The following is a 24,315-nucleotide window of genomic DNA, read 5'->3' as shown; positions in this document are numbered from 1 at the left end:
ACTTATTCCTCAATCTCAAGTTGCTTGGGTTGCTGAGCAGTATGCGGATGCTCACTACCAGCATAAACTTTCAGCTTACGATACATTTCTCGACCTAAAGGATTTTTGGGAAGCATTCCTTTCACTGCGAGTTCTATGATGCGCACAGGATTCTTTTGTTGCAACTTATCAAAAGATGTTGCCTTTATACCACCTGGAAAACCAGTGTGATGGTAATACATCTTTTCTTTAAATTTACGGCCGGTAACAGTTACCTTCTCCGCGTTCGTTACAATAATATAATCACCTGTATCAACATGGGGTGTATACTCTGCTTTATGCTTGCCACGTAATCGACGAGCAATTTCAGTAGCAAGACGACCTAAAACTTTGTCGCTAGCATCGATCACATACCAGTCGCGTTTGACTTCATGTGTCTTGGCGCTAAATGTTTTCATTAATAACTCCGTACCGCCTTTATTGGTAATCTTTCAATCAGACGGGCGATTTTAACCAAAACCTGAAGATCCTACAAGTGCAATCCTAGAAATTCTTGCAAGCTTTTAAGATTCTTCGCTATTTTTTTAGTTGAAAAGCCAAAAACACAACTTGAAAACGTATTTAAGTCTGTTTTTAGCGATTTCCAAACCAAATTAACCAGGGATTAGCAAATGTTTTACTTCCTCACCTGCTATCAAATGACTGTCTATTATTTCATCAATATCAGCTGTAGTTTGATAAGTATACCATACTCCTTCAGGATAAATAACTACACAAGGGCCTTCACTACAGCGGCCCAGACATCCTGATTTACTTATTCTTATCTTACCAGGACCATGCAGACCGAGCTCCAGCAAGCGAGTTTTCATGTATTCAAAGAATGGTTCACCACCCGTATTCGCACAACATTGTTTGCCGGCTATTTTTTGATTGGTACATAAAAAAATATGCTTAACGTAGTGAGCCAATGAACTATTTACTCCGCTCTTCAATTTTAGTTTTTAATTTAAGACCTGGCTTAAAAGTGACCACTCGTCTTGCCACTACGGGAATAGCCTGCCCCGTTTTAGGATTTCTTCCCGGTCGCTGAGGTTTGTCGCGTAAAGTAAAATTACCAAACCCCGATAATTTGACATTCTGACCGTTTTCTAAAGCATCCTTTAAGGTTTCAAAAAACTGCTCTACCATATCTCTGGCATCCGATTTACCGAGCCCCAATTCACTACATAAAGTTTCCGCAATCATTGCTTTACTTAGTGCATTCACGATTAGTCCCTCAATATAATGGCAAATTCTTCATTCAGTTTTTTGATTATAGCACTGATTATTGCATTGATCTCTGTATCAATCATCGTTCGCTTATCATCCTGCAAAGTCAAGGCAATAGCCAAACTTTTTTTGCCTTCTGGAATATGTTCACCTGTATAAACATCAAATACATCAAAAGATTTAAGGTGTTCACTTCCTACAATCTCGTACACTGCTTTTTTAATTTGTGTGACAGTCACTTCATTATTTACCAGCATTGATAAATCTCTGCGAATCTGTGGGAATTTAGAGATTTGCTGATAACGGGGTGTTATTTCTTTTAACAATGCATTTAAATGTAGCTCAAATACTATTACCTCTTCATGAATATCAAGCGCATCTGCAATTCGTGGGTGTAATACGCCGCACCATCCTGCTCCCTGATTAGCAATACTAATTCGGGCTGACTTGCCAGGATGCAGCGCGGGATGCTCAGCTGCCTGAAAATCAACCTCATCAAGATGCAAAAGAGCAAAAAGCGCCTGAAGATCACCTTTCAAATCAAAAAAATCAAATTTCCCCGACTTTTCACCCCAATTTAATGTGCCATATTCACCTGTTAATAAGCCTGCAATACAGGGATGTTCATGTAATACTTCATTTTTAAGCTCAAAAATCACCCCCAGCTCAAAAAATTTTATCGCAGTTTGTTGGCGATGAATATTATAAATCATTGATGCTATTAGCCCCGGCCACATGCCAGCGCGCATTTGCGATAATTCAGAAGAAATTGGATTGAGCAATTGCATTTTAGATTGTTGAGGATATAACTCTTCTTGTAACTCCGGATCCACAAAGCTATAGCTAATCGTTTCATGATACCCCCGGGAAACGAATAATTGTGAAATTCGAGAGGCGAGCGCCTCAACAGGATCTATTCGACCTGCTTGTACTGCTGCTATCATTTTGCTGCCTGGCAGTTTATCGTAGCCATTTAAACGAGCAATTTCTTCCACTAGATCAACATCAAGGCTTATATCAAAACGATGAGAAGGCACTTTAATTTTCCAGGGGGAAGCGTTTCTATCCACTTCCATTTCCAGACGCTCAAGCATGGCGGCCATTTCCGTTTCGCTAATGCTTAAACCGGTAATTTGCTCAACTTTTACCGGGTTAAATAATACGGTAGTTTGGGGTGGTAATGCTTCTGGGCTGGAGGCAGAACATACAGGCCCCGCTACTCCGCCAACAATATTAAGTAATAATGTTGTGGCTTTTTCTAAAGCCATTAGGTGTAACCCCGGATCAACCCCACGCTCAAATCGCTGAGAGGAGTCCGTACACAGACCATAGTTTCTCGCCACACCTGCAATGGTTATCGGATTAAAAAACGCACTTTCAAGAAAAACTGCAGTGGTATGTTCCTGCACTGCACTCTCTTTCCCCCCCATAATGCCTGCCATTGCCAAGGGATGCTGGTTGTCAGCAATAACCAATACGCGCTCATGTAAATTAACTTCCTGTCCATCCAGTAAAGTTAAAGTTTCCCCTGCCTTTGCTCTGCGAACAACAATCCCACCTTGTATCGCTTCTAAATCGAAAGCATGCATAGGTTGCCCAAGCTCAAGCATGACATAATTCGTCACATCAACTACTGGATGTATTGGACGAATACCCGCACGTCGCAAACGCTCAACCATCCAAACAGGCGTCAATGCCTGTGGATTAATATTGCGAATTACACGACCAAAATATTGTGGACAAGCCTCTGTGGCTTGTAATTTAATGGCGAGTGTTTCATCTGTTGCAGGTTGTACAATTTCCTTAGGCCTTGCTTTAAGAGGCATCTGTGTTAATGCTGCTACTTCACGCGCTACTCCTAACACACTAAAACAATCAGCCCTGTTAGGCGTTAAGTCAATGTCAAATACCCAATCATTTAGGCTAAGATAGGTTCTTAAATCTGTCCCTACAGGCGCATCGTCACCAAGCTCCAAAATTCCTTCAGATTGTTCTGATAGTCCCAATTCAGTGGCCGAGCACAACATCCCTTGGGATAATTCACCGCGAAGTACAGATTCTTTTATTACTAAATCATCAGGTAAATGCGCTCCAATTTGCGCTAGCGCTACTTTTAACCCTGCACGCACATTTGAAGCTCCGCAAACTACTTTTAAGGGTTGACCAGCTCCTGCATTCACTTCACATACAGTTAATTTATCTGCCTGAGGATGCGCTTTAGTGCTTATCACTTGTCCGACCACAACCCCATTAAATTCACCTGCAACAGGGTTAATTGCGTCTACTTCTAAACCTGCCATGGTTAAGAGTGCAGCCAACTGCTGCTTATCTAAAGAAGGGTTTACCCATTCACGTAACCATAATTCACTAACTTTCATTGTAAATATCCGTCTAATACTGGTCTTAAAGACCTATTACTTTCTACCCTTCAGCTACTGCTGCATGACAACTGGATTACGCTCTTGCCTGACTTAACTCTTGCTTAACTAGCAATGGTTGTACGGGTTAGAAGACAAATTAAAATTGTTTTAAAAAGGTTACTTCATTTTCAAACATCATCCGTAAATCATCAATGCCAAAGTAAAGCATTGCTAGTCTATCCATTCCCATACCAAAAGCCCACCCTTGATAGTCTTCAGCAGAGATATTAACCGCTTTTAATACATTGGGATGAACCATGCCGCAACCTAATACCTCTAACCATCCAGTAAATTTACAGGAGCGGCAGCCTTTACCAGAGCATTGAGTACATTCAATATCCACCTCAGCCGAGGGCTCGGTGAATGGGAAGTATGAGGGTCTAAAACGCAAAGCTAGATTGCGACCAAAAAAGTTGGCAAAAAAATCCTGCAATAAACCCTTTAAGTCAGAAAGTGTTGCTTGTTTATCAATTAACAACCCTTCTACTTGATGAAACATTGGGGTATGAGTTACATCTGAGTCACAACGATAAACGCGTCCAGGAGCAATCAATCGCAAGGGTGGAGTACGGTTTTCCATCACTCTAATTTGTACCGGAGATGTGTGAGTACGCAGTAAATGGCCATCACCGAAATAAAAAGTATCATGCATTGCTCGAGCTGGATGGTGCTCTGGAATATTTAAAGCTTCAAAATTATAAAACTCGGTTTCAATCTCAGGTCCTGTCACAATATCAAAGCCCAGCCGCGTAAAATAATCAGTAATTTTTTGTTTAACTTGGGTAACAGGATGCAAAGAGCCACTTTTAGCATCTCGACCCGGTAAAGTGACATCAATCCTTTCAGCATCCAGTTTCTTCTGTAGTTGCACTTCTTTAAGCTGTAACATTTTTTCTTCAATAAGCGCACTTATCTCTCGCTTAGCTTGATTGACCAGTTGTCCTACTTTGGGTTTTTCTTCAGCTGATAAATTTGCCAAACTTTTAAGAATTTCAGTAAGCTGGCCTTTTTTCCCTAAATAATCCACCCGGATTGCTTCTAATGCAGAAATTTCTTGCGCTTTAGCAATCGCATCAGCTGCTTGTTGCTGTAACAGAATGATATCTTGCATGATTAAAAACCTACATGTAAAAAAGGAGGCTACAGCCTCCTTGTTGAGCTGCTACAAACCATTGTTTCACTTAACTGGGCTAATTATTGAAACTTAACTAGCGTTACCAGCAGTTTTTAGCAATGGTTTGCAAAGCTCTTAGTTATCACGATATTTACTCGTTATGCAAGTGCTGCTTTTGCTTTTTCAGCGATTGCTGCAAAAGCGGACTTATCATATACAGCCATATCAGCCAGTACTTTACGATCCAACTCAATGGCGGCTTTTTTCAAACCAGCAATTAAGCGACTGTAAGACAAACCACACTCACGGGCCTGCGCATTGATACGGGTAATCCATAAGGCGCGAAACTGGCGCTTTTTCTGACGGCGGTCACGATAAGCATATTGACCAGCTTTAATCACTGCTTGTTTGGCAACGCGATAGGTACGACTACGGGCACCGTAATAACCTTTGGCTTGATCTAAAATTTTCTTATGACGTGCTTTAGCAGTCACACCACGTTTAACTCTTGGCATTTCTTATCCTCCCCTTAACTACCGTGCAACATACGTTTAGCTAAACGTGCATCACATTCTTTCAACCTACTGGCACCAACTCGAAGATGGCGCTTTTGCTTGGTTGATTTTTTAGTGAGGATATGGTTTCTATAAGCACCACGGCGCTTGACAGATCCACTTGCTGTCTTACGAAAGCGCTTTTGGGCGCCACGATGTGACTTTAATTTAGGCATAACATAATACTCCGCATTTGTTCTGCTACTTATAAAAAATGTAGCTATCTATTGGTTTAATCCAATACTCACAACTACTCTCAGGCTCTCTTTCGATTCAACGCCATTCGCAATGATTGAAAAGAACCTATTTCTTCTTAGGTGCCAATACCATCAATAATTGACGACCCTCACGTTTGGCTTGTTGTTCAACAACAGCGTGCTCTGCTGTGTCTTGCAGTAAGCGTTCCATGAGTTTCATACCAATTTCTTGATGAGCCATTTCTCGACCACGAAAGCGTAACGTTACTTTGACTTTGTCACCATGATTAAGGAAACGAATCAGGTTGCGTAGCTTGACCTGATAATCTCCAGTTTCCGTCGTGGGACGGAATTTTAGCTCTTTGACTTGAATTTGCTTCTGCTTTTTCTTGGCTTCCGCTTGTTTTTTACTCAATTCAAAGAGAAATTTACCATAATCCATAATACGGCAAACAGGAGGCTTGGCAGTTGGTGAGATTTCAACCAAATCATAGCCACCTTCTTCTGCTGCTCGTAAAGCTTCTCGCGTTGATACAATTCCCACCTGATTGCCATCGACATCAATTAAGCGTACCTCAGGTACATTGATCTGTTCATTAACTCGCGCGCGATCGCTATCACGCTTATTTGATGCACTAATAGTTCAATCCTCCAAATGGTTAAACACCTTTGCTGCTATTTCACGCTGTAAGGTATCACAAATTGTATTAATATTCATCACCCCCAAATCCACACCTTCACGCGTGCGTACAGATACTGCATTATTTTCGACTTCTTTATCGCCTATAATGAGTAAATAGGGGACTTTTTGCAAAGTATGCTCGCGAATTTTAAAGCCAATTTTTTCATTTCTCAAGTCGAAATTTGCACGAATACCTTGCTTTTGCAAAATTTGCGTTATCTTTTGAGCAAAATTATCCTGTTTTTCGCTAATGGTCAGAACCATTGCTTGAACAGGTGCCAACCATAGGGGAAAACGACCGGCAAAATGCTCAATTAAAATTCCCATAAACCGTTCGAATGAGCCAAGGATGGCGCGATGTAACATTACTGGCGTTTTACGGCTACCGTCTTCAGCCACATACTGCGCTTCCAGTCTTTCTGGCATAGAAAAATCTACCTGAATAGTCCCACATTGCCAGATTCGGCCAAGACTGTCTGCAAGAGAGCATTCTATTTTGGGTCCGTAAAAAGCACCTTCTCCGGGCGCATCTACCCATTCAATTCCTCTATCAAGCATAGCATGTTTTAAAGCATCTTCCGCCTTATCCCAAACGGCATCACCGCCAACGCGTTTCTCAGGACGCAAAGCCAAGCGATATTTTATCTGTGTAAAGCCAAAATCAGCATAAACAGATTGTACCAACTCAAGCATCATGGCTACTTCAGATTGTATCTGCTCTTCTGTACAAAAAATATGAGCATCATCTTGCACCATATTGCGCACACGCATCAATCCATGCAAAGAACCTGAGGGTTCACAACGATGGCAATTACCAAATTCAGACAGGCGTATGGGTAAATCACGATAACTTCTTAGCCCCTGATTGAAAATCTGGATATGGCAAGGACAATTCATTGGTTTTACAGCGTATTCACGATTTTCAGTTTCAGTAACAAACATTTCCTCACGAAAATTAGCCCAATGACCGGATTTTTCCCATAAAACCTTATCAACCAATTGAGGCGTTTTAATTTCCTGATAACCAAAATCAGCAAGTCTGCCACGCATGTATTGCTCAAGAGTTTGATAAATAATCCACCCTTTTGGGTGCCAAAACACCATTCCTGGTGCAATTTCTTGAAAGTGAAAGAGATCAAGGGCCTTACCTAACTTACGGTGATCACGTTTTTCCGCCTCTTCCATGCGATGTAAATAACTATTGAGCGATTTTTTATCTGGCCACGCTGTGCCATAAATACGCTGCAGCATTTCATTACGTGAATCACCACGCCAATAAGCACCGGCCAATTTAGTTAATTTAAATGCTTTTAAGTACCCCGTGGAAGGAACGTGCGGTCCCCGACAAAGATCTTCAAAATCTCCCTGTTTATAAAGAGAAAGGACTTCTCCTTCAGGAATATTGGCAATAATTTTGGCCTTATACTCTTCCCCTAAGCTACGAAAATAAGCAATAGCTTCATCTCGAGGCATTTCTCGTCGCGTGATGGGATAATCTGCCTTAGCCAATTCATACATTTTAGCCTCTATTTGCTCTAAATCCTCAGGCGTGAATGATCTGGCAAAGGCAAAGTCGTAGTAAAAGCCATCCTCAATAACAGGACCAATAGTCACCTGAGCAGTTGGGAATAATTGTTTAACAGCCTGTGCCAACAAATGAGCCGTAGAATGGCGTATGACTTCAAGACTTTCTGGTTCTTGTCTTTCTGTGATAATAACCAGCTCACAGTCATCTTGAATAAGGTAACTCGTGTCTACCAATTTGCCATTAACCTTGCCAGCTAGTGCAGCTTTGGCCAATCCTGAACTGATACTTTGGGCTACATCATAAACTGAAACTGAATGTTCAAAATGCTTGAGATTTCCATCCGGCAATTTAATGTTTGGCATGTTATATCCATCCCTCAGGCAGATAAAAATTTCTTAATCATAGTGGCAATAGCTATTGATATCTAGCCCTGTATTTTTTATAGAAAGAATTCATTGTTACTGCGAAAAAAAAACCCTGCCTTGCAGGGTTTAATTTTGGTAGGCACGAGTGGGATCGAACCACCGACCACCACCATGTCAAGGTGGTGCTCTACCACTGAGCTACGTGCCTATTATTCGTTCTTTCTCGCAACTAGGCGTTGATTATATAAAAGCTGTAACTACAAAGCAATGTTTAATTAGCTAGGTTGTCGAACCTAATTAAAATGTCTTCTTATTTGAAGAATAAATTTTTCTTGTCTATGCTTAAAAACCAAGCCATGGAATTAGGCTAAGGGATTGCTCAAGGAGGAGAAGATGGATAAATTAATCACTGTAAAACTTGCCCTTGCAGTTGCTTGCATTAGTTTGACCTTAGTTGCTTTTGCAAATAAAAATCAACAATTCAACTGGCAAATTGCTTCCATTAGTTTTGTTACAGCAAGTGCGAAACAAATTTCTTATCAACTGCTGTCGGTGAGTAAACCTGCTTTAAAGACTACTATTTAGCCAATACTCGGGAATGTATGAACAAAGTTAAAATGAAAGTTTCTAATGGCTCCATTTATCTCTTTGGTGAGTTAGATTCAGAGATAGATTATGAAAAAGTAGTGACCCTCGTTGAGTCAACCGAAGGTGTCACCGCAGTAAATGTAGATAACTTAACCATTATAGGCCGTCATGATTCCTTAAAAGATCTTCAACTCACAGCAAAAATTAAAGGAACTCTTATCCGTGAAAAGATTTTAGATAGAAATTTTCCCGCATGGACAATTGACGTAAAAACAAAAAATGACCAAGTCTACCTAACGGGGGAAGTTGCTTCTGCCGAACATAAAAAAATCATTCTAGATTCCATTAGCTCCATTTCAGAAGTGAGCAACATAATTGATAAAATAAAATTAAGTCCCAGAGTGAAGTGATAAAAGCTATAGGTTGCGGCACGTAGGACAGGGAGTGAATTGTCACCCCCTGTATTATTCCTGGGTCCTGGGTAGTGAAACGTTAGTATCCGCGCTCCCCCTAAACAATCACTGTGTCCGGCCTGATATCACTAAGAATAGCTTGGGAATGGTTTTTTTGATCAAGGATATGGCAATAATTTTGGCGTTTGAGGGGATCTTTTTCTTTAGCGCATAACTCTTGAAATGTATCCAAGGCCTTGTCGCTTTCTACAGTAGTAGCGAACGATAATAGAGGTATTAAACAACCTATTACTATTGCTATTTTTTTCATTAAAAGACCCTTCTGTTAGTTTGGACTTAAATTATTTAAAGCAATACAGTAAGGCTCACTGTAGTTTGCACCAAAATTTTAAACTTTTAAAGACTGAATACTATAAATAATTCAAAAATAGGAAAAGGCAGCGATGTATTGATTACCTTACTTCCTATTCGGCTTTGGATTATACCTAATTAATCTTTTTTTCACAAACTGGAAGGATTTACTTTCAAGGTAACTATGAAAAGTTTACTCACAGGCAATCAGAAAGGTGTCAATGTAAAACTCTAAAATTTTTCTTTAATAAGCGCTATCTTATCAGCACTTTCTTTAAACATTTCCCGTAGAGCTTCTATTTTATCATGATTTATTTCATTAAACTCGCTCACTGAAAACTCATCCGCAACCGCTAAATTAACTAACCGCTGTATTCCTTCAATTGCTTTTTTTACTTCATCGAAAAGAGTAATTAACTGTTTTTTACGTTCATTTGAAGCTTCATCAGTTGATAGCCCCATCGCATCAATTTTTGCGCTGATTTCGGCTTGCAATCCTTTAAGTTTTTGATCTAAACGAAGAATATTAGCTCTTGTGTCATTGTCAACAGCCTCAAGAAATGTATGCTCATGATGTTCATTACTCATCTAATCTTCCTTCTTACTATAACTAATATGAGATTGCACTATTATAAGCCTAGCGTAATCAAGCTATTTCGCCAACTCAATAAACAATGATATGATTGCGCCTTTTTAGAGCAATACACCCATTATGTTGTTACATTATCTCTTTATCATGGGCATTTGTGTAGAGGCAATTACTGGTGCCATCGCTGCTGGTAGAAAAAAAATGGATTTTTTTGGTGTCATGCTCATTGCTTGTATTGCAGCGCTTGGTGGGGGAACTGTCAGGGACGTCCTTTTCGATACCCACCCTTTAACATGGGTTGCCCATCCCGAATATATTCTTTATACGTCCGCCTTTGCCTTTGTCACCATCTTTATTGCTCATTCCTTAGTCCGTATTATGAAAGTTTTTCTTATTCTTGATGCCTTGGGCTTATCTGCTTTTGTTATTATTGGCGCGCAAAAAGTTTTAACCAATGGATATTCACCGGGTATGGCAATTATAAGCGGTATGATTACAGGAATTTGCGGCGGAATGTTAAGAGACATTTTGTGTAATGATATTCCTCTCGTCTTGCGCAAGGAACTTTATGCGACCATTGCACTGGTGGGAGCTTTATTATTTATTGCCCTGGCACATTTCAATGTTCCCAAAAATATTAATGTCATGATTACTTTAGTTACTATTTTTACTGTACGGGTCATAGCCATCATTTATCACATTGAAATGCCAAAATTTGACTATTCAAAAAGTTTAAGGAAGCGACATCGCAGGTGACACACGTAGAAATGTATAAAATTTTTTTGCGGATTACTCAGATCTTGTCTGCGGAATCCTGTATTTTTAGCTGAATTCCGCAAACGTTGGAAAGTAAAGCTGGACTTGGTTTTACAAGATATGTAGACGATTCAGGAGGAGTCGCAGGATATAGCGATCGCTACTCGACGCTTGTTGACCCATCCATTAAATGTCAACAAATCCTGTTAAACTTCACGGATTTCATGAATTACCACTTCTTCCACAGGCACGTCAGCATGGCCCATCCGCTGGCCTGTTTTTACTTTTACTATAGCATCAACGACATCCATACCCTCAACGACTTCTCCAAATACACAATAACCATAACCTTGTGCGTGTTCACCAGTGAAATTAAGAAAAGCATTGTCAGCAACATTTATAAAAAATTGTGAAGTGGCTGAGTGTGGATCCATGGTTCTAGCCATGGCAATAGTGCCTCGTTTATTGGGCTTGGCAAATTTTGCTTCATTCTTTATTGCAGGTTCCGTAGGTTTTTGCGTCATATCAGCCGTCAAACCACCACCCTGGATCATAAACCCATCAATGACGCGATGAAAGATAGTATTATTATAGAAACCGCTGCGCACATAATTAAGAAAATTTTGTGCAGTCGTTGGTGTGTTTTCTTCATCCAACTGTATGCGAATATCGCCTTTTGAAGTGGCAATTACGATCATTAAAAATCTCCTGTCTTTCTTAAAAATTAAGCCATAATTAGGTCGCGCATTCTAGCACAAACCTCGTGCATTACATGGATATTATGAATACTTGCCAATGCAGTAAACAAATTGGCCTTCTGCTTGCTCAGATGATACAAAAAAGCCCGGGAATAATGTGTACAAGTATAGCAAGAGCAGCTTTCCATGATAGGTTGCAGATCTTGTGCAAAACAGGCTTTCTTAATTTGCATACGTTCATTTTCATAAGGACTTTCAAATTTGAGCCAATGCCCTTTTTTCACAATTTCACCACAATACAAGGCACCGTGACGAGCATTACGTGTCGGTGCAACGCAATCAAACATATCAATCCCTTCAGCCACAACATCCAGTAAATCCTGAGGCGACATACCCACCCCCATCGTGTAGCGCGGCTTATTCTCTGGCAAAAATTCTCGAATCCAACGAATAACCTCTACCGTGGTGTCCATATTAAAACCGATTGTTTCACCCCCAATGGCAAGACCATCAGTGTCCATAGAGGCAATAAATTCTGCGCTTTCACGACGTAAATCTTCATAGATTCCGCCTTGAATAATGCCAAAGAGTGCCTGCCGCGCTCCGTAACGAGAAGTGGGGAATTGTTGATGATAGGCTACTGATTGTTTAAGCCAGCGATGAGTGCGCGTCATAATATGTTGTACTTCGTCACGTGCGCAGCTATCGGGTGTGCATTGATCAAAGGCCATAATAATATCGGCCCCAATAATTTTCTGTGTTTCAAGTGACATTTCTGGTGTCATATGAATCAAACGGTTAGAGCCCGGTAATTTAAAATGTGCCCCCTCTTCGTCAATGACACAAATTTCCTTATTTTTAGACAAACTAAACACTTGAAATCCACCACTATCGGTGAGCATCGGCCCATGCCATCCCATAAAAGCATGCATCCCTCCTGCTTCTTCTATAACCTTCATACCAGGCGCACAAAGCATATGATAGGTATTTCCACCTAAAATAATTTGGCTGCCTGCCCGTAATAGTTCTTGAGGTGTCATATTGTTCACACCTGCACGAGTTCCCACTGGCATGAAGGAGGGTGTAATAAAATCACCATGAGGAGTACTAACACGAGTAACGCGAGCCTGGGTATAAGTATGACGCTTTAAAACTTCACAATGAAACTGATTTGTCATAATTGACTGGCAAAAAACGATATGGGATGAGATAATAGCCAAGTGATTGTTTATTTGCCAGTAAATTATCGCCTTTTTACACCCAGACATGTCAGGAAACATCCCGCCTTATTCTATTTAATTGCCAAAAAATCCATGCACCTGTCAGTGACATGAACAAAAAGTATAAGGCAGCCCAGCCCGGCATTGTTAATCCCAGCCATTTCCAGGAAATTTCAGCACAATCACCAGCCCCCCAGAGAAGCGCATGAAATACATCACGCCAGGGAAAATAGCGGACAAGAATATCGAGCTCTGGCAAACATGCTGGCATTTGATCACCAGGCAATGACTGCAACCACAACTGGCGACCTGCAAAAAATAACCCGCCCAAGGCCACTCCAATTTGTAAAACGGCTAATAATTTACCTGCTTTTAAGTAATTGATTAAAAGACCAACAAAACCCACTACAACGAGTAAAAAAACACATAACCGTTGCATTAAACATAAAGGGCAAGGAGCAAGACCTGCGATATACTGAAAATAAAAAGAGCTTCCCAGCACGGTTAAGCTCAGCAAAAATAGCAACATTTGCCAGCGTTTATAACTAGATTTTGTCATGATTGAGGCAACATATATTGAACTGCGTCTTTAATCTCTTCGTCACTGCACTCCATGCAGGTTCCCTTAGGAGGCATGGCATTAATTCCCTTAATCGCTGAAGCCGTTAAACCTTCAAATTTTTTAGTAGCAAGCCGTTCTTTCCAATCCGCAGCAACACGAAATTTCGGCGCCCCAGCAACGCCGTCTCGATGACAAACGCTGCAGTATTTTTCATAAATTGCCTGTCCGGGCTCTTCCTGTTTTGCAGCCGTTGTTTCAGTTTCTGCGGGTTGCATTGTAGCAGCTGGAGCGGCTGTCTTCTGTTCCTGTAATCTGACTTTACCTATGGGTTGAATACGTTGTTCAATTTGCTGGCGATCAAAATCCTCAGTAGCAGAAACACTCAACGAAATTACAAAACCCAATATTAATACCCTAAGACGCATGATTTAGCCTTTTTTCTTATGATTTAAAAATCATACCGACATGCAATGCGTATTTCCAGTTAGATCAAGGGATATTTCTATATTCAACAGAGGATCACCCGTAGTGTATTAAAAAATAAGTGTTCTCTAACTGCAAAAGCCAGCCAGCTATTTTGTTCTATTTACAAAACAAACGCAGCGCTCTATTATTTTGATTAATGTAACAGTAATCGAAAATAAGAGCGATTGATCATACCAGTCGTACACAGGATTAACTACTTGATGGTAGAGTATAATAGAGGATATTTGTTTAACCACGCATCAAAAATCACTGCTAAAAATGCCCATGCTTTCCCTCCGTTCATTCAGCGCGCCATGGAGCAATATTTTGAGGGCAGAGTACAACAATCCTGGCAAGGGCAGCACATTTTAAAAGGCAAAACACCTGCAGAGAATGCGTTGATGTTAACCAGTAATGACTATTTACACATTAGCCGTCATCCTGAACTTATCAATGCCCAAGTGACTGCAATGATGACCTACGGCAATGGTCAAATGCAATCCCCTGTTTTTTTAACCGATGATAGTTTACTTGCCGCCTGTGAACAACAATTTGCAAATTTTACAGGTTATCCGGCTTGTCTATTAGCCCAATCAGGCTGGTGTGCCAACATAGGCTTAATTCAGGCTCTGGCTTCTCGTCACTTACCAGTTTATTTAGATATTTATACCCATATGTCTTTTTGGGAAGGGGTTAAAGCAGCCAATGCCAAACCCGTTCCGTTTCAACATAACTCTATCGCTTCCCTCGAAAAGCGCTTGCAACGATATGGTTCTGGCATTATCGCTGTCGATTCCGTCTACAGCACTACCGGCACAGTTAGTCCCATAAAAGACTATGTGAAACTGGCAAAAAAATACAATTGCTTGTTGATTGTTGATGAGTCGCATTCCTTAGGAACGCATGGTCCACAAGGAAGTGGACTAGTCGCAGCCTTAGGTTTGACCAATGAAATTGATATTATTACTGCAAGTCTGGCCAAAGCATTATCAGGGCGAGGCGGTGTAATTCTTGCGAATCGCCATTTAATTGAATTGATTCGTTATACGGCTCTACCCACGATATTTAGCTCTACTCTTTTACCCCATGATTTAGCGGGTTTTAACGCATCCATTAACATTATTACCAAGGAAGAATGGCGCCGTGAAAAATTACATAGTAATGCCATTTTTTTGCGAACGTCTTTGGAACAAGCGGGCTTTTATTTGGGCGGGAGCAACTCTCAAATTATTCCACTTCATACAGGTACAGAAGCCAATACTATATGGTTGCGTAATGCACTTGAAAGAGCTGATATACATGGTGCAGTCTTTTGTGCACCCGCAACGCCTAAAAATAATGCGCTTATTCGTTTATCTGTAAATTCAAATCATCAACACGATGAGTTACTGCGAATAGTTAACTGTTTGTTAGCTATTAAAACAAGCAGACGTAATCTTCCTTTATTCATCATTAACCGAGGCCCCTGAAAAATTTTCATACCTCCAGGAGAACTTTTTATTTGCCCTGATTACTATTCTGCTTGGATAAAATCATCTCGTGGTTCAACTGAGGGATTCGCTTGTTGTCAATAACAATTCCTCTGCATCAATTTCCTCCAAATGACGATGGTAAGATACAATTTTATCCTGATGCACATCAAATAAGGCAGAACCTGGCACATAGGCATAGAAATAAGTTTCCTGGGATATAAAGCGATGAGCAGGAACCAAGCAAGAAGTCCAATTATTCCACTCTGGAGATCGGCTTGTTGCTTGCCAGAAGCAAGGAATTTTTTCTGCACTGGCAAGTTGATCAAGAATCTCATCACTGGCCCCATTATCCAAGGCAAAATCATAATGCAATCGCATGTCTGCTTCATTTTTAACAATGAGAAAATTTACATTTGCATCATCATCCAGCAACAAGAAACTGCCTGAATTGTCTGCCAAATAATACTCAACGATGCTTTTTTCTTGACGGAGTTGCCGGAAGAAGTCGGCAAATTTCTTATCATGCAAACAGCTAGGAGACGTTACAGATAACATGCGTACTACCATATCCGACATAAGCTGGAAATATTGAAGCTGTAACTCATAAATGCTTTTAGTGATTATTTCAGCCACATGAGGATCGCTTTTTTGGATGTAACGATGTATTAATCCTTCATTAAATGCTTCAATCGCCACTTTCTCATCGGCTTGGCCGGTGAGCAGAATTTTTTTAATGTTGGTATTATCAATTCTGCGGCAAAACTCTATTCCATCCATCCCGGGCATTGCATAATCAACAACCACTACCGAGATTTCGGAGAAACGCTTTGGATTATAAATTTCCGTATGAATTACATTTAAATTAAGGTTAACTGTGTGATTCGTAAGAGGACAGTTGTTCGCTTCAGTATACTCACTTAAACAACGCTGGCTTAACATCACCAGCTCACAATCTTTTTTATTAATATAATCCAAAGCATCAAAGGGAGAATCAAATACGCGGTAAGCCAGTCCTTCATCTAACTGCAAAACAAAGTTTAATAAGAAATCACGGCTGTCATCAATAAACAGCGCCGTGCTCGGAAAATAGCACGTAGGTATTGAAAAATATTGCATAGCTCCTCCTGAGCAGCGTTCCTTACTATAACAACTCACATTCCATGAACTCTCATCATCAGACCCCATCTCAAACTTAAAGCTCTCGTAGATCCTCTTAATTCAAGTTCAATCTTTAAATAAATACTAAAAATAATTTATTAGGAGCTTTTGACGTTGCCGGTTTCATGCTCCTGCCAAATGCTTACTTGCCGCGGCTTGTCCGGACATCCACGCTATCTAATATATTACCGCGAACCTAAGTGGTACGGCGGATTCTAGCAACTCTCAAAGACTCTAAATAAAACATAGATCCTCGAATTTATTCGTATAAAATAACATGGGTGATAAATTTCCCCAAATACCAATAAACCTACTCTAAATCACCGGGAAAAAAAGTAAAAATTGTGTATAATTTCCTTCCTCTGCTTCGCAGCGAATATCTCCACCAAAACGACTCATTACTAATTTACAGAACGATAATCCTAACCCAGTGCCCATAAAAGTGGTCGTATAAAAATGATTGAATAACTTCGAAAGTTGTTGAGAAGACATACCTTTCGCCGAATCTTTAAAATAAAGGGTATTGTATTTTTCTCCGATTTCTGTCCAAATCGTAATTTCCCCTCGTTGTGCTGTGGCAATAACGTACAGAGCATTTTTTAAAAGATTAAAAAGAACATGCTGCATTAGTAGTTTTGAGCCAATGAAAACAAAATCTCCCTGAAAATTTACTAAAGAACGCTCTTGATTTGATTTAAAAGGATAACGTGAAAGGGCCTCCTTTAAGCAATCCGCCATCGAGCAGACTTCTAACGCACAGTTTTCTAATGAGTTTTCACGCCCTGCCTTTATCAATAACATGTCAATTATAGTGTTAGCATAATCAATTTCGCTGATAATACGCTCGCTGACCACTTTCAACTGCTGTAATCGTGTTTCACGAATTGAAGAATCCAATAACCCATGATGCTTGGCCACATAATAAGCTTGAAACAAAGGAGGTAAATAATGTGCCATTGCCTTTGCACCACTTTTAATACCTAGCAGCGGTGTACGTAACTCATGTGCAATCATGCCTGCAGCGGCAGCCATACCTGCTAAACGCTGCTGCTGGAGCATGGCGGTCTTATAATTAACTGTAGAACCAGCAATGATAACAAAGAGTAATACAATTGCCATTTCGAGATGCTCTTTACCAAAATAAAGCTGAGGTGAAGTAAAATAATAGCAGATAAGTGCAAGACTCCATCCGAGAGCTAGCAATACGGTAAGACTGAATAAATCAACCAATAAGACTAATAAGAAAACACTACACAGCAAGGACATTGCCGAGATATCACTGGCTTGATTCATTAGAAATGAATAAGCAAAAAAGAAGGAGAGAGTATACAAGATGGTTAAAAACCAATAACCAGGCAAATAAGGTTTACATACCGCAGGCCAGTAAGGAGTTAACATCAAGCCCAAACCGAGTAAACTTCCTACCAGGCGTAGACTAATTGTTTCATAGTATTGAGGAAAGAAAACCGCCCAAATCCAATAAAACAATGGGAATCCAAAAAAGGCAATTGCACCTACTGCTATGAGTTGGTGGGCGGAGTTTGACAAACTCCGCTGCATCGAACTATCGAGGTAGCTAATTATTTTTTTAAAATTATTCATTTCCCTATTCGTATAGATCCTGATTTAACTATTTTACATGGGTGTGAAAGAATTTCATAAATTTCAAATTGAAGTATCACTCCACTTACTGAATAATGTGATGAACTATGATAGTCATGGAAATCTAGATGGATACCTTACGTATTGCTACAAGAAAAAGCCCTCTGGCTTTATGGCAAGCACATTTTATAGCCGATAAAATTAAAGAATTGCATCCGGTACGAGTAGAACTTGTTCCCATGCTGACTTCAGGCGATAAATTTCAAAAAGATAAATTACAGGCGGTAGGAGGTAAAGGTCTTTTTGTTAAAGAACTTGAGCAAGCGATTCTTGATAAGCAAGCCGATATTGCTGTTCACTCTATGAAGGATGTACCGGCTACTTTCCCACAAGGTCTTTGCTTACCAATCATCGGCAAACGTCATAATCCAGCTGATGCCCTTATCAGTCGAAGTCATTGTAAATTACAGCAGTTACCGCAGCAAGCCATAATAGGCACTACCAGCTTAAGACGTCAGTCGCAATTGTTGGCTATTCGTCCGGATTTAATAGTAAAACCCTTGCGTGGCAACGTGAATACCCGCTTGGAAAAATTACATAATGGGAAATATGATGCTATCATTCTTGCTTACGCCGGACTTGAGCGTTTAGGGATGAAAGAGCACGTCTGTGAAATTTTAAGTGATGAGATAATGTTGCCCGCTTGCGGGCAAGGTGCACTTGGCATTGAGTGCCGTACTGAGGACACTGCCTTGCACCAACTTCTTGCCTCTCTAAATGACCCTCTTTCAGCACTTTGCGTTCAGACAGAACGGCATGTTAATGCCTTATTAGGAGGTAACTGCCATGTTCCTCTTGCTGTTTACTGTAAACCTCAACCTCACGAGCAGCTGTTACTGAGAGCTCGAGTAATGAATATGGATGGCACTGTCATGATTGAAGATAGCCAGCAAGACCATCAATCTCAGGCGATGCGTTTAGCCGATAACTGTGCCCAAACACTATTAAGCAAAGGGGCAGGAAAATTACTCTGTCAAACCTCATGAATTATTGTTTGCAAGGCTTATCGGTTCTAAATACTCGTCCCTTGGCACAAGGGAAATCGCTTAGTGATACCATTGTAAAGGCGGGAGGTATTGCTATTGAATGTCCTGCGTTAGCTATTGAACCCATTGAATTTTCACTCCCTGAACTTAATAACGCAACCTTTGCCATTTTTATCAGTGCCAATGCGGTAACCTATTTATTGGCCACCTTAACTAAACAGAAAATTCAATGGCCAAAGGCAATTAAAGTCATTGCCGTAGGTCATGCCACAGCAGCAATTTTAGAACAATATGGCATAAAAGTAGATTTTATTCCGCAAGAATCAACCAGCGAATCCTTGCTCCAACTGGATTGTTTACAAGACGTCGCTAATAAATCCCTCTTTCTGTTTAAAGGAAAGAACGGACGAGCAGATATTGCACAAACTTTAATTTCCAAAGGCGCTGATTTAACGAGCATTGATGTCTATAAGCGCGTTATGCCTGAGTTTGATCAGCAGTATCTTCATTCCTTATGGCAGGAAAATGCTGTGGATATTATACTATTTACAAGCCAACAAGCTATGCAAAATATTTTTACTATGTTTGGCAAAAAAGCTCATGATTGGCTTTGTCACACACCTTGCCTGGTTATTAGTAACCGCTTGGCAAAAGCTGCTGCTTTATTAGGAATTCAGCAAATTATAGTAAGTAGCCCTGAAACTGTTTTACAACGCTTGCACCAATTTAATCAAGGATTAGTTCATGGCAAATAACAAAGAGGAACAGACTAAAAAGTTATCATCAAAACCTCATCTCGATAACACCAGGAAAACGACAACTTCTAAAGCAGAAACAGTTTCAATAATTAATTCGCCTAAGTTATCTTTAGGAATTGTTCTCTTAGCTGTCCTGCTGGCATTAATAGCGCTTATTTTTGCTATCTATTCATTGCATATGAATAAACAATCTGTAATGAAAGCAGAAAAGGAAACACACTCGCTTACTGCAGAATTCAACCGTTTAAAACAACAGCAAATGCAGGCGCAATCGCTTACTACCAGCGTTGAAACGTTAACTAAAGCACAAACCGAGTTACAGCGTCAACTACAAGCCATCGATCAAGAATTGCGCACTGCGATGCAGCAGCGTCTGTATCAAAGAGAAGACTGGAATTTATTAAAAGCTCGTTATTATCTGGAGCTCGCGCAAATCAACGCGCATTGGAGTAATGATCAGCAAACCAGCATCGCACTGTTAAAACAAGCCGATGCTTTATTATCAAGCTTATCTGAACAGCCTGTGTTCACTGTTCGACAAGCAATAGCTCAGGAAATTACCCAATTACAAGCCACACCTAGAGTGGACATAGCAGGTTTACTTAGTCAACTTGATGCAGCCGAAAGAAATTTGTCTAATTTACCCTTAAAGCAACCACTTGGCAAAACACAAAACAAAGCAGAGGCAAAGAAAAAAACTTCCTGGCGTGAACATTTACAACAAAGCTTGAACTCCCTTGGGGATTTAATTGTAATTCGACGTCACGATGAAGCCATTGAACCTCTGCTGTCTCCACTGCAACAAAGCCTGTTAGAAGAAGTAATTCGTCTGAATCTTGCAGAAGCACAATGGGCTTTATTACACAATAATCCTAAGGTTTATCAAATAGCCTTAACGAAATCTATTAACACTATTAAACGCGCCTTTGACGAAAAAGCGCCAGCAACACAAACTATAATTCACCAGTTAGAAACTTTACAACAACAAAAGCTAGACGTGGCTAAACCTACGCTGGATAAGGCGCTCCCTTTGCTTAATCAGCTAATTGAAAATAAAAGCAGGGAATTGAGTACACCTGCTCTCAAAGAAGGAGAGCTGTCACAATGATACGTATAATAATAATTTTTTTGGTTTTACTTGTTTCAGTATGGATAGGTGTACAGTTAAATCGGGACCCCGGCTATTTACTAATTGCCCTTAATCACTGGACAATAGAAACTAATTTATGGGTGGCAATTTTAGGGTTAATCCTCGCTTTTTTCCTACTGCATACACTTCTGCTAATTGTAAGCAAAATTACCCACATTCCGGAAGCATTTCGTCATTGGCAAACTAAACGCCGCATGCAAAAAGCTCAGGCTAAAACCCAACAGGGCTTAATTGAATTTAGTGAGGGGCATTGGGCTCAAGCTAAGAATTATTTAATTAAAGCTCTCCCTGATACCGATTCGCCTTTGTTAAATTACTTAACCGCCGCGCGTGCTGCACAAGAAATGGGCGATCATAATTTACGTGATGATTATCTACGTGAAGCTCAACAATCCATGCCTGATGCCAAAATCGCAGTTGAGCTGACTCAAGCTCAGTTACAGTTGGCGAATAAACAATGGGAACAGGCACTTGCCACACTGCGACATTTGCAAGACTTAGCCCCTAATCATCCTTATGTGCTTAAATTGTTAATGCGACTTTATAAAGAAGTGAAAGACTGGCAGCAATTAATTGCTTTATTGCCCGCTTTAAAAAAAAATCAGGTACTTTCGGACAAAGCATTTCATTTATTACGTCACCAAGCTTATCAGGGAGCTATCGCCGAGCTTGCAAAATCCGCTGAAATTGAACCTTTAAATAAGCTGATAGCTAACTTACCGAAAGACTTGCGCAATGATCCAGAACTGATAACCATTTACTGCAATGCTTTATTAGAGCAACATCAAGATGCACAAGTTGAACCAATCCTTCGCCATATTCTGCGAAAAACATTTAATGAAAAATTAATTAATTTGTATGGCCAGTTAAAACTGGGAGACAAGCCTTTAATTTTTGCCGAATCACTGGTTAAGAAACATCCCGATTCTGCTGAATTGTATCTATGCCTGGGACGATTGAGTATGACTAATAATTTGTGGGGCAAAGCTCGACATTATTTTGAAAAAAGCATTAGCATTAGCCCCTGTTCCGAAACTTATGCAGAACTCGGAAAATTACTTGAATGCCTTAATAATCAAGCAGAGGCTTGCGAGGCTTATCGTCAAGGATTATTATTATCATTAAATGGGGGTAATCTAGGTAATCTTTAAAGTAGCGTTTGAATAGCGACAATGAATAGTATATAAATTAAGTGAAAATAATCGCTTGATTAAAAGGATTTATGCGCTACTTCGCCCCACCATTGACTTTCTTAAGTCTTTCTATTTTACTTGCCAATACCGCAGTACATGCAGACTTCAGCCCCAGACCTTTTCCTTTTATACCACGGGCCTTAGGTGAGGTTTACTTTGGAGACAGGACACTGGGCGAAGCGGATGCCATGTTACCGTTTTATGGGAATCAGGATGGCATCTTCTATGTAGACGGACTGGGAAAAATTGGTAGTGATGATGGTTCGTTGGAAAGTATTGGCGCAGGCTATCGTGGTATTCATAATAATACTTTCTTATGGGGTGTCTATACTTTCGGTGATTTTAACCGTGTTGATCGGGGGCCGCGTTTTTCTGTCGTTAACCCCGGGCTAGAATTCATGACGAATCTATGGGACGTCCATGTTAACGGCTATTTTCCCACGTCAAAACAAAAAATTCAGAGCACATTCTTAGGCCAACAAATTGGAACCACGCAATATATAAGTTTTTCCGGTCATCGTGAATTTGATAATTTGATAAATCTAGTTGAAGAAACAGGCAATGGCGTTGTGGCGTCATCGGTTTAACCCCACCAGACACAAGTTACCTTCGATTGTTTGCAGGTGGCTATCATTTTTCCTTTAAGGAAGCACAAGATATCAATGGCATCATTGGTGGAGTGGAAATGCCTCTTAATCAATATTTTACCGTCTCCGTGCGTGATAGCTATGACAGAGTCCAAAAAAATACTGCATTATTGACACTTCGCCTCACGTTAGGAGGTATTGCCAAAAGCGAGCAACCCAATATTCATGAACGCCTACTGGATCCAATACCACGGCATCTGGGGACCTGGAATACAGGCGCTGGTATTCCAACCCAACAGGCTTACGTTAATACCGGTGTACAGGTACTTACTCGTGATAATATTTGGTTTTTCAGCAGTAGTGGCGCTCCTTTTGTCGCCGCCAATGGCTTGAGCAATTGTACCTTTGAAAACAAATGTAACAGTACTTCTTTTAATCAATTAACTCTCGATGCCATCGATAGTTTTTCACCTAATGCCAATTTTTATCTTGGTCCAGCTACATATGGTACTCTCAATAGCGTTTCATCTATGCGCTCGCATACCACTGCATTACTTTCTACCCTTTCATTGAACGAAGGACAATCCATTTACGGTCGCAATGGTGATTACAAAGCGCGACAGAATGAAACCATCATAGGGTCTCTCATTCTTTCAGGAAACGATACGATCGATTCAGTCACCCTACTCAATAACAATGGAGAAAATCTAGCCGGTTTAATTATCCGTGGTTCGAACATCCGTATTACTAATTCGAAGATTGGCCAATACAGCAATCTAACTGGATATCGTTCTGCCATTGAAATTGAAGGGGCCAACAATATCACTATAGAAAGTAGCGATGTGATAGCTTTTTTAGAAAATAAAGAGTCACTTATTGGCACTCCTTCCGGTATTTTCGTGCACAACTCCACTAATATTCATTTATTAAATAATAATATTCTGGTAGAAGCGACACAAAATATAGATGATCCTGCTATTGCACAAGGAATTGTGATATTCCAAAGTAAGAATGTAGAAATTAAAAACAGACGTCTAGATGTAAATGCTTATAATTCAGGCGGTGAACAGGCTTTCGCTGAAGGTATTCTTCTAGAAGATAGTCAAGTAACTATCTTTAAGTCATCCTTGTCTCCTGAAAGACTCCCGGAAGAAATGCTTCGTCATCCTAATATTGATCCAAAGGTTCCCGCAGCGTTTAATGTTGAAGCACATAGTATAGGAGGAGTAAACAGCCTTGGTAGTACTGCTTTGGGTGTATATGCTGAGCGCAGCTCTGCTTCAATTAATTATAACTTGGGTATATCTCCTTCCATTGGTGAAGCCAGGGATACTATTCAAGTCACCGCAGAAAATATTGGTGGAGAATCAAATGACGTTGGAGCTTTCGGTTTCTTCGTCATTAATAGTACAGTCTCTGTGAAAGGAATTCATTTGAATGTTGACGCTATTGATATTAATGGTAATGGCTCTGTTTTTGCATCAGGGTATGAAGTGGGCGGTTTTACCGGCCTAGCATATTAGCTCTTTCTCCCAGTGTTAATACTATTCGCGCAACAACAATTAACAGCACAGCAACTCTCAATGCTATTGGTATAAA

Annotated in this window: 27 protein-coding genes and 1 tRNA gene; 10 read left to right on the top strand and 18 right to left on the bottom strand. The window is 40.2% G+C overall.

What is annotated here, in order from left to right:
* Window positions 1-2: 2 nt before the first annotated feature.
* The 10 genes from rplM to clem_RS02455 form a co-directional block, all read right to left on the bottom strand.
* Window positions 3-437: a 50S ribosomal protein L13 gene (gene rplM, locus clem_RS02500; RefSeq protein ID WP_094090170.1), complete on the bottom strand. Its 435-nt coding sequence runs from the start codon at window positions 435-437 to the stop codon at window positions 3-5.
* 195 nt (window positions 438-632) lie between these two features.
* Window positions 633-947, bottom strand: a complete 315-nt coding sequence (locus clem_RS02495; RefSeq protein ID WP_094090169.1) for a (2Fe-2S) ferredoxin domain-containing protein — start codon at window positions 945-947, stop codon at window positions 633-635.
* 4 nt (window positions 948-951) lie between these two features.
* Window positions 952-1,245 (bottom strand): integration host factor subunit alpha, encoded by a 294-nt coding sequence (locus tag clem_RS02490; RefSeq protein WP_094090168.1) that lies wholly within the window; start codon window positions 1,243-1,245, stop codon window positions 952-954.
* A gap of 2 nt (window positions 1,246-1,247) precedes the next feature.
* Window positions 1,248-3,626: a phenylalanine--tRNA ligase subunit beta gene (gene pheT / locus clem_RS02485; RefSeq protein WP_094090167.1), complete on the bottom strand. Its 2,379-nt coding sequence runs from the start codon at window positions 3,624-3,626 to the stop codon at window positions 1,248-1,250.
* Window positions 3,627-3,765: 139 nt separating this feature from the next.
* On the bottom strand, window positions 3,766-4,779 hold the full coding sequence (pheS, locus tag clem_RS02480) for a phenylalanine--tRNA ligase subunit alpha (RefSeq protein WP_094090166.1): 1,014 nt from the start codon (window positions 4,777-4,779) through the stop codon (window positions 3,766-3,768).
* A gap of 161 nt (window positions 4,780-4,940) precedes the next feature.
* Complete coding sequence (gene rplT, locus clem_RS02475) at window positions 4,941-5,297, bottom strand: 50S ribosomal protein L20 (protein WP_094090165.1); 357 nt, start codon at window positions 5,295-5,297, stop codon at window positions 4,941-4,943.
* A gap of 14 nt (window positions 5,298-5,311) precedes the next feature.
* Window positions 5,312-5,512 (bottom strand): 50S ribosomal protein L35, encoded by a 201-nt coding sequence (rpmI, locus tag clem_RS02470; protein WP_094090164.1) that lies wholly within the window; start codon window positions 5,510-5,512, stop codon window positions 5,312-5,314.
* 127 nt (window positions 5,513-5,639) lie between these two features.
* Window positions 5,640-6,173: a translation initiation factor IF-3 gene (gene infC, locus clem_RS02465; RefSeq protein WP_094090163.1), complete on the bottom strand. Its 534-nt coding sequence runs from the start codon at window positions 6,171-6,173 to the stop codon at window positions 5,640-5,642.
* A gap of 3 nt (window positions 6,174-6,176) precedes the next feature.
* Window positions 6,177-8,105: a threonine--tRNA ligase gene (gene thrS, locus clem_RS02460; protein ID WP_094090162.1), complete on the bottom strand. Its 1,929-nt coding sequence runs from the start codon at window positions 8,103-8,105 to the stop codon at window positions 6,177-6,179.
* A 136-nt stretch (window positions 8,106-8,241) separates the two neighbouring features.
* A tRNA-Val gene (locus clem_RS02455) sits at window positions 8,242-8,316 on the bottom strand.
* A gap of 185 nt (window positions 8,317-8,501) precedes the next feature.
* On the opposite strand from clem_RS02455, the gene clem_RS02450 reads away from it, so the two are divergent.
* Both clem_RS02450 and clem_RS02445 read left to right on the top strand, forming a co-directional pair.
* Entirely contained in the window at window positions 8,502-8,693 is a 192-nt protein-coding gene (locus tag clem_RS02450) for a hypothetical protein (RefSeq protein WP_094090161.1), read from the top strand.
* A gap of 17 nt (window positions 8,694-8,710) precedes the next feature.
* On the top strand, window positions 8,711-9,106 hold the full coding sequence (locus tag clem_RS02445) for a BON domain-containing protein (RefSeq protein WP_094090160.1): 396 nt from the start codon (window positions 8,711-8,713) through the stop codon (window positions 9,104-9,106).
* A gap of 100 nt (window positions 9,107-9,206) precedes the next feature.
* Here clem_RS02445 and clem_RS02440 read toward each other — a convergent pair whose 3' ends face one another.
* Together clem_RS02440 and clem_RS02435 are read right to left on the bottom strand one after the other, a co-directional pair.
* Complete coding sequence (locus clem_RS02440; RefSeq protein ID WP_094090159.1) at window positions 9,207-9,419, bottom strand: nucleoside triphosphate pyrophosphohydrolase family protein; 213 nt, start codon at window positions 9,417-9,419, stop codon at window positions 9,207-9,209.
* Between the two features lie 272 nt (window positions 9,420-9,691).
* Window positions 9,692-10,048 carry a hypothetical protein gene (locus clem_RS02435; protein WP_094090158.1) on the bottom strand — a complete coding sequence of 119 codons (357 nt, stop codon included), beginning with the start codon at window positions 10,046-10,048 and terminating at the stop codon, window positions 9,692-9,694.
* Between the two features lie 124 nt (window positions 10,049-10,172).
* Here clem_RS02435 and clem_RS02430 point away from each other — a divergent pair, with 124 nt between their 5' ends.
* Window positions 10,173-10,805, top strand: coding sequence for a trimeric intracellular cation channel family protein (locus clem_RS02430; RefSeq protein ID WP_094090157.1), 633 nt, complete (start codon window positions 10,173-10,175; stop codon window positions 10,803-10,805).
* Between the two features lie 206 nt (window positions 10,806-11,011).
* Here clem_RS02430 and clem_RS02425 read toward each other — a convergent pair whose 3' ends face one another.
* The 4 genes from clem_RS02425 to clem_RS02410 form a co-directional block, all read right to left on the bottom strand.
* Window positions 11,012-11,503, bottom strand: coding sequence for a peptidylprolyl isomerase (locus clem_RS02425; RefSeq protein ID WP_094090156.1), 492 nt, complete (start codon window positions 11,501-11,503; stop codon window positions 11,012-11,014).
* A 26-nt stretch (window positions 11,504-11,529) separates the two neighbouring features.
* Entirely contained in the window at window positions 11,530-12,681 is a 1,152-nt protein-coding gene (gene tgt / locus clem_RS02420; RefSeq protein WP_094092247.1) for a tRNA guanosine(34) transglycosylase Tgt, read from the bottom strand.
* A gap of 91 nt (window positions 12,682-12,772) precedes the next feature.
* Window positions 12,773-13,282 (bottom strand): disulfide bond formation protein B, encoded by a 510-nt coding sequence (locus clem_RS02415; RefSeq protein ID WP_094090155.1) that lies wholly within the window; start codon window positions 13,280-13,282, stop codon window positions 12,773-12,775.
* Window positions 13,279-13,710 carry a c-type cytochrome gene (locus tag clem_RS02410; protein WP_094090154.1) on the bottom strand — a complete coding sequence of 144 codons (432 nt, stop codon included), beginning with the start codon at window positions 13,708-13,710 and terminating at the stop codon, window positions 13,279-13,281. Before clem_RS02410 ends, clem_RS02415 begins: the two co-directional genes overlap by 4 nt.
* Window positions 13,711-13,971: 261 nt before the next feature.
* Here clem_RS02410 and cqsA point away from each other — a divergent pair, with 261 nt between their 5' ends.
* Complete coding sequence (gene cqsA / locus clem_RS02405) at window positions 13,972-15,219, top strand: alpha-hydroxyketone-type quorum-sensing autoinducer synthase (protein ID WP_094090153.1); 1,248 nt, start codon at window positions 13,972-13,974, stop codon at window positions 15,217-15,219.
* A gap of 75 nt (window positions 15,220-15,294) precedes the next feature.
* On the opposite strand, the gene clem_RS02400 is transcribed toward cqsA, so the two are convergent.
* Together clem_RS02400 and clem_RS02395 are read right to left on the bottom strand one after the other, a co-directional pair.
* Window positions 15,295-16,338, bottom strand: coding sequence for a response regulator (locus clem_RS02400; RefSeq protein ID WP_094090152.1), 1,044 nt, complete (start codon window positions 16,336-16,338; stop codon window positions 15,295-15,297).
* A 357-nt stretch (window positions 16,339-16,695) separates the two neighbouring features.
* Window positions 16,696-17,982 (bottom strand): sensor histidine kinase, encoded by a 1,287-nt coding sequence (locus clem_RS02395; RefSeq protein WP_094090151.1) that lies wholly within the window; start codon window positions 17,980-17,982, stop codon window positions 16,696-16,698.
* Between the two features lie 128 nt (window positions 17,983-18,110).
* Between clem_RS02395 and hemC the strand changes: the two genes are divergently transcribed.
* The 6 genes from hemC to clem_RS02365 all read left to right on the top strand — a co-directional run bounded on the left by hemC (window position 18,111) and on the right by clem_RS02365 (window position 24,239).
* The gene (gene hemC / locus clem_RS02390) at window positions 18,111-19,028 is read left to right on the top strand and encodes a hydroxymethylbilane synthase (RefSeq protein WP_094090150.1); all 918 of its coding nucleotides are present in this window, start codon (window positions 18,111-18,113) and stop codon (window positions 19,026-19,028) included.
* Complete coding sequence (locus clem_RS02385; RefSeq protein ID WP_094090149.1) at window positions 19,025-19,783, top strand: uroporphyrinogen-III synthase; 759 nt, start codon at window positions 19,025-19,027, stop codon at window positions 19,781-19,783. Before hemC ends, clem_RS02385 begins: the two co-directional genes overlap by 4 nt.
* A complete protein-coding gene (locus tag clem_RS02380) occupies window positions 19,773-20,894 on the top strand; it encodes a uroporphyrinogen-III C-methyltransferase (protein WP_094090148.1) in 1,122 nt (373 codons plus the stop codon). The genes clem_RS02385 and clem_RS02380 overlap by 11 nt, the downstream gene beginning before the upstream one ends.
* Window positions 20,891-22,087: a heme biosynthesis protein HemY gene (locus clem_RS02375; protein WP_094090147.1), complete on the top strand. Its 1,197-nt coding sequence runs from the start codon at window positions 20,891-20,893 to the stop codon at window positions 22,085-22,087. The genes clem_RS02380 and clem_RS02375 overlap by 4 nt, the downstream gene beginning before the upstream one ends.
* Window positions 22,088-22,158: 71 nt before the next feature.
* Window positions 22,159-22,716 (top strand): inverse autotransporter beta domain-containing protein, encoded by a 558-nt coding sequence (locus tag clem_RS02370; RefSeq protein WP_094090146.1) that lies wholly within the window; start codon window positions 22,159-22,161, stop codon window positions 22,714-22,716.
* A 26-nt stretch (window positions 22,717-22,742) separates the two neighbouring features.
* Window positions 22,743-24,239, top strand: coding sequence for a right-handed parallel beta-helix repeat-containing protein (locus tag clem_RS02365; protein WP_094090145.1), 1,497 nt, complete (start codon window positions 22,743-22,745; stop codon window positions 24,237-24,239).
* Window positions 24,240-24,315 lie beyond the last annotated feature (76 nt).

The sequence above is a fragment of the Legionella clemsonensis genome, from assembly GCF_002240035.1.
Classification (GTDB): domain Bacteria; phylum Pseudomonadota; class Gammaproteobacteria; order Legionellales; family Legionellaceae; genus Tatlockia; species Tatlockia clemsonensis.
This window is presented reverse-complemented; position numbering and strand designations above follow the sequence as displayed.

Bases quoted from the DNA above. Each gene is read 5' to 3' on its own strand.
- clem_RS02410 (WP_094090154.1), bottom strand. From the start codon at position 13,710: ATGCGTCTTAGGGTATTAATATTGGGTTTTGTAATTTCGTTGAGTGTT.
- cqsA (WP_094090153.1), top strand. From the start codon at position 13,972: ATGGTAGAGTATAATAGAGGATATTTGTTTAACCACGCATCAAAAATC.
- clem_RS02450 (WP_094090161.1), top strand. From the start codon at position 8,502: ATGGATAAATTAATCACTGTAAAACTTGCCCTTGCAGTTGCTTGCATT.
- pheT (WP_094090167.1), bottom strand. From the start codon at position 3,626: ATGAAAGTTAGTGAATTATGGTTACGTGAATGGGTAAACCCTTCTTTA.
- hemC (WP_094090150.1), top strand. From the start codon at position 18,111: ATGGATACCTTACGTATTGCTACAAGAAAAAGCCCTCTGGCTTTATGG.
- clem_RS02425 (WP_094090156.1), bottom strand. From the start codon at position 11,503: ATGATCGTAATTGCCACTTCAAAAGGCGATATTCGCATACAGTTGGAT.
- clem_RS02385 (WP_094090149.1), top strand. From the start codon at position 19,025: ATGAATTATTGTTTGCAAGGCTTATCGGTTCTAAATACTCGTCCCTTG.
- clem_RS02380 (WP_094090148.1), top strand. From the start codon at position 19,773: ATGGCAAATAACAAAGAGGAACAGACTAAAAAGTTATCATCAAAACCT.
- clem_RS02445 (WP_094090160.1), top strand. From the start codon at position 8,711: ATGAACAAAGTTAAAATGAAAGTTTCTAATGGCTCCATTTATCTCTTT.
- clem_RS02375 (WP_094090147.1), top strand. From the start codon at position 20,891: ATGATACGTATAATAATAATTTTTTTGGTTTTACTTGTTTCAGTATGG.
- clem_RS02400 (WP_094090152.1), bottom strand. From the start codon at position 16,338: ATGCAATATTTTTCAATACCTACGTGCTATTTTCCGAGCACGGCGCTG.
- rplM (WP_094090170.1), bottom strand. From the start codon at position 437: ATGAAAACATTTAGCGCCAAGACACATGAAGTCAAACGCGACTGGTAT.
- clem_RS02395 (WP_094090151.1), bottom strand. From the start codon at position 17,982: ATGAATAATTTTAAAAAAATAATTAGCTACCTCGATAGTTCGATGCAG.
- rplT (WP_094090165.1), bottom strand. From the start codon at position 5,297: ATGCCAAGAGTTAAACGTGGTGTGACTGCTAAAGCACGTCATAAGAAA.
- tgt (WP_094092247.1), bottom strand. From the start codon at position 12,681: ATGACAAATCAGTTTCATTGTGAAGTTTTAAAGCGTCATACTTATACC.
- rpmI (WP_094090164.1), bottom strand. From the start codon at position 5,512: ATGCCTAAATTAAAGTCACATCGTGGCGCCCAAAAGCGCTTTCGTAAG.
- clem_RS02370 (WP_094090146.1), top strand. From the start codon at position 22,159: ATGCGCTACTTCGCCCCACCATTGACTTTCTTAAGTCTTTCTATTTTA.
- clem_RS02430 (WP_094090157.1), top strand. From the start codon at position 10,173: ATGTTGTTACATTATCTCTTTATCATGGGCATTTGTGTAGAGGCAATT.
- clem_RS02415 (WP_094090155.1), bottom strand. From the start codon at position 13,282: ATGACAAAATCTAGTTATAAACGCTGGCAAATGTTGCTATTTTTGCTG.
- clem_RS02440 (WP_094090159.1), bottom strand. From the start codon at position 9,419: ATGAAAAAAATAGCAATAGTAATAGGTTGTTTAATACCTCTATTATCG.
- clem_RS02435 (WP_094090158.1), bottom strand. From the start codon at position 10,048: ATGAGTAATGAACATCATGAGCATACATTTCTTGAGGCTGTTGACAAT.
- thrS (WP_094090162.1), bottom strand. From the start codon at position 8,105: ATGCCAAACATTAAATTGCCGGATGGAAATCTCAAGCATTTTGAACAT.
- pheS (WP_094090166.1), bottom strand. From the start codon at position 4,779: ATGCAAGATATCATTCTGTTACAGCAACAAGCAGCTGATGCGATTGCT.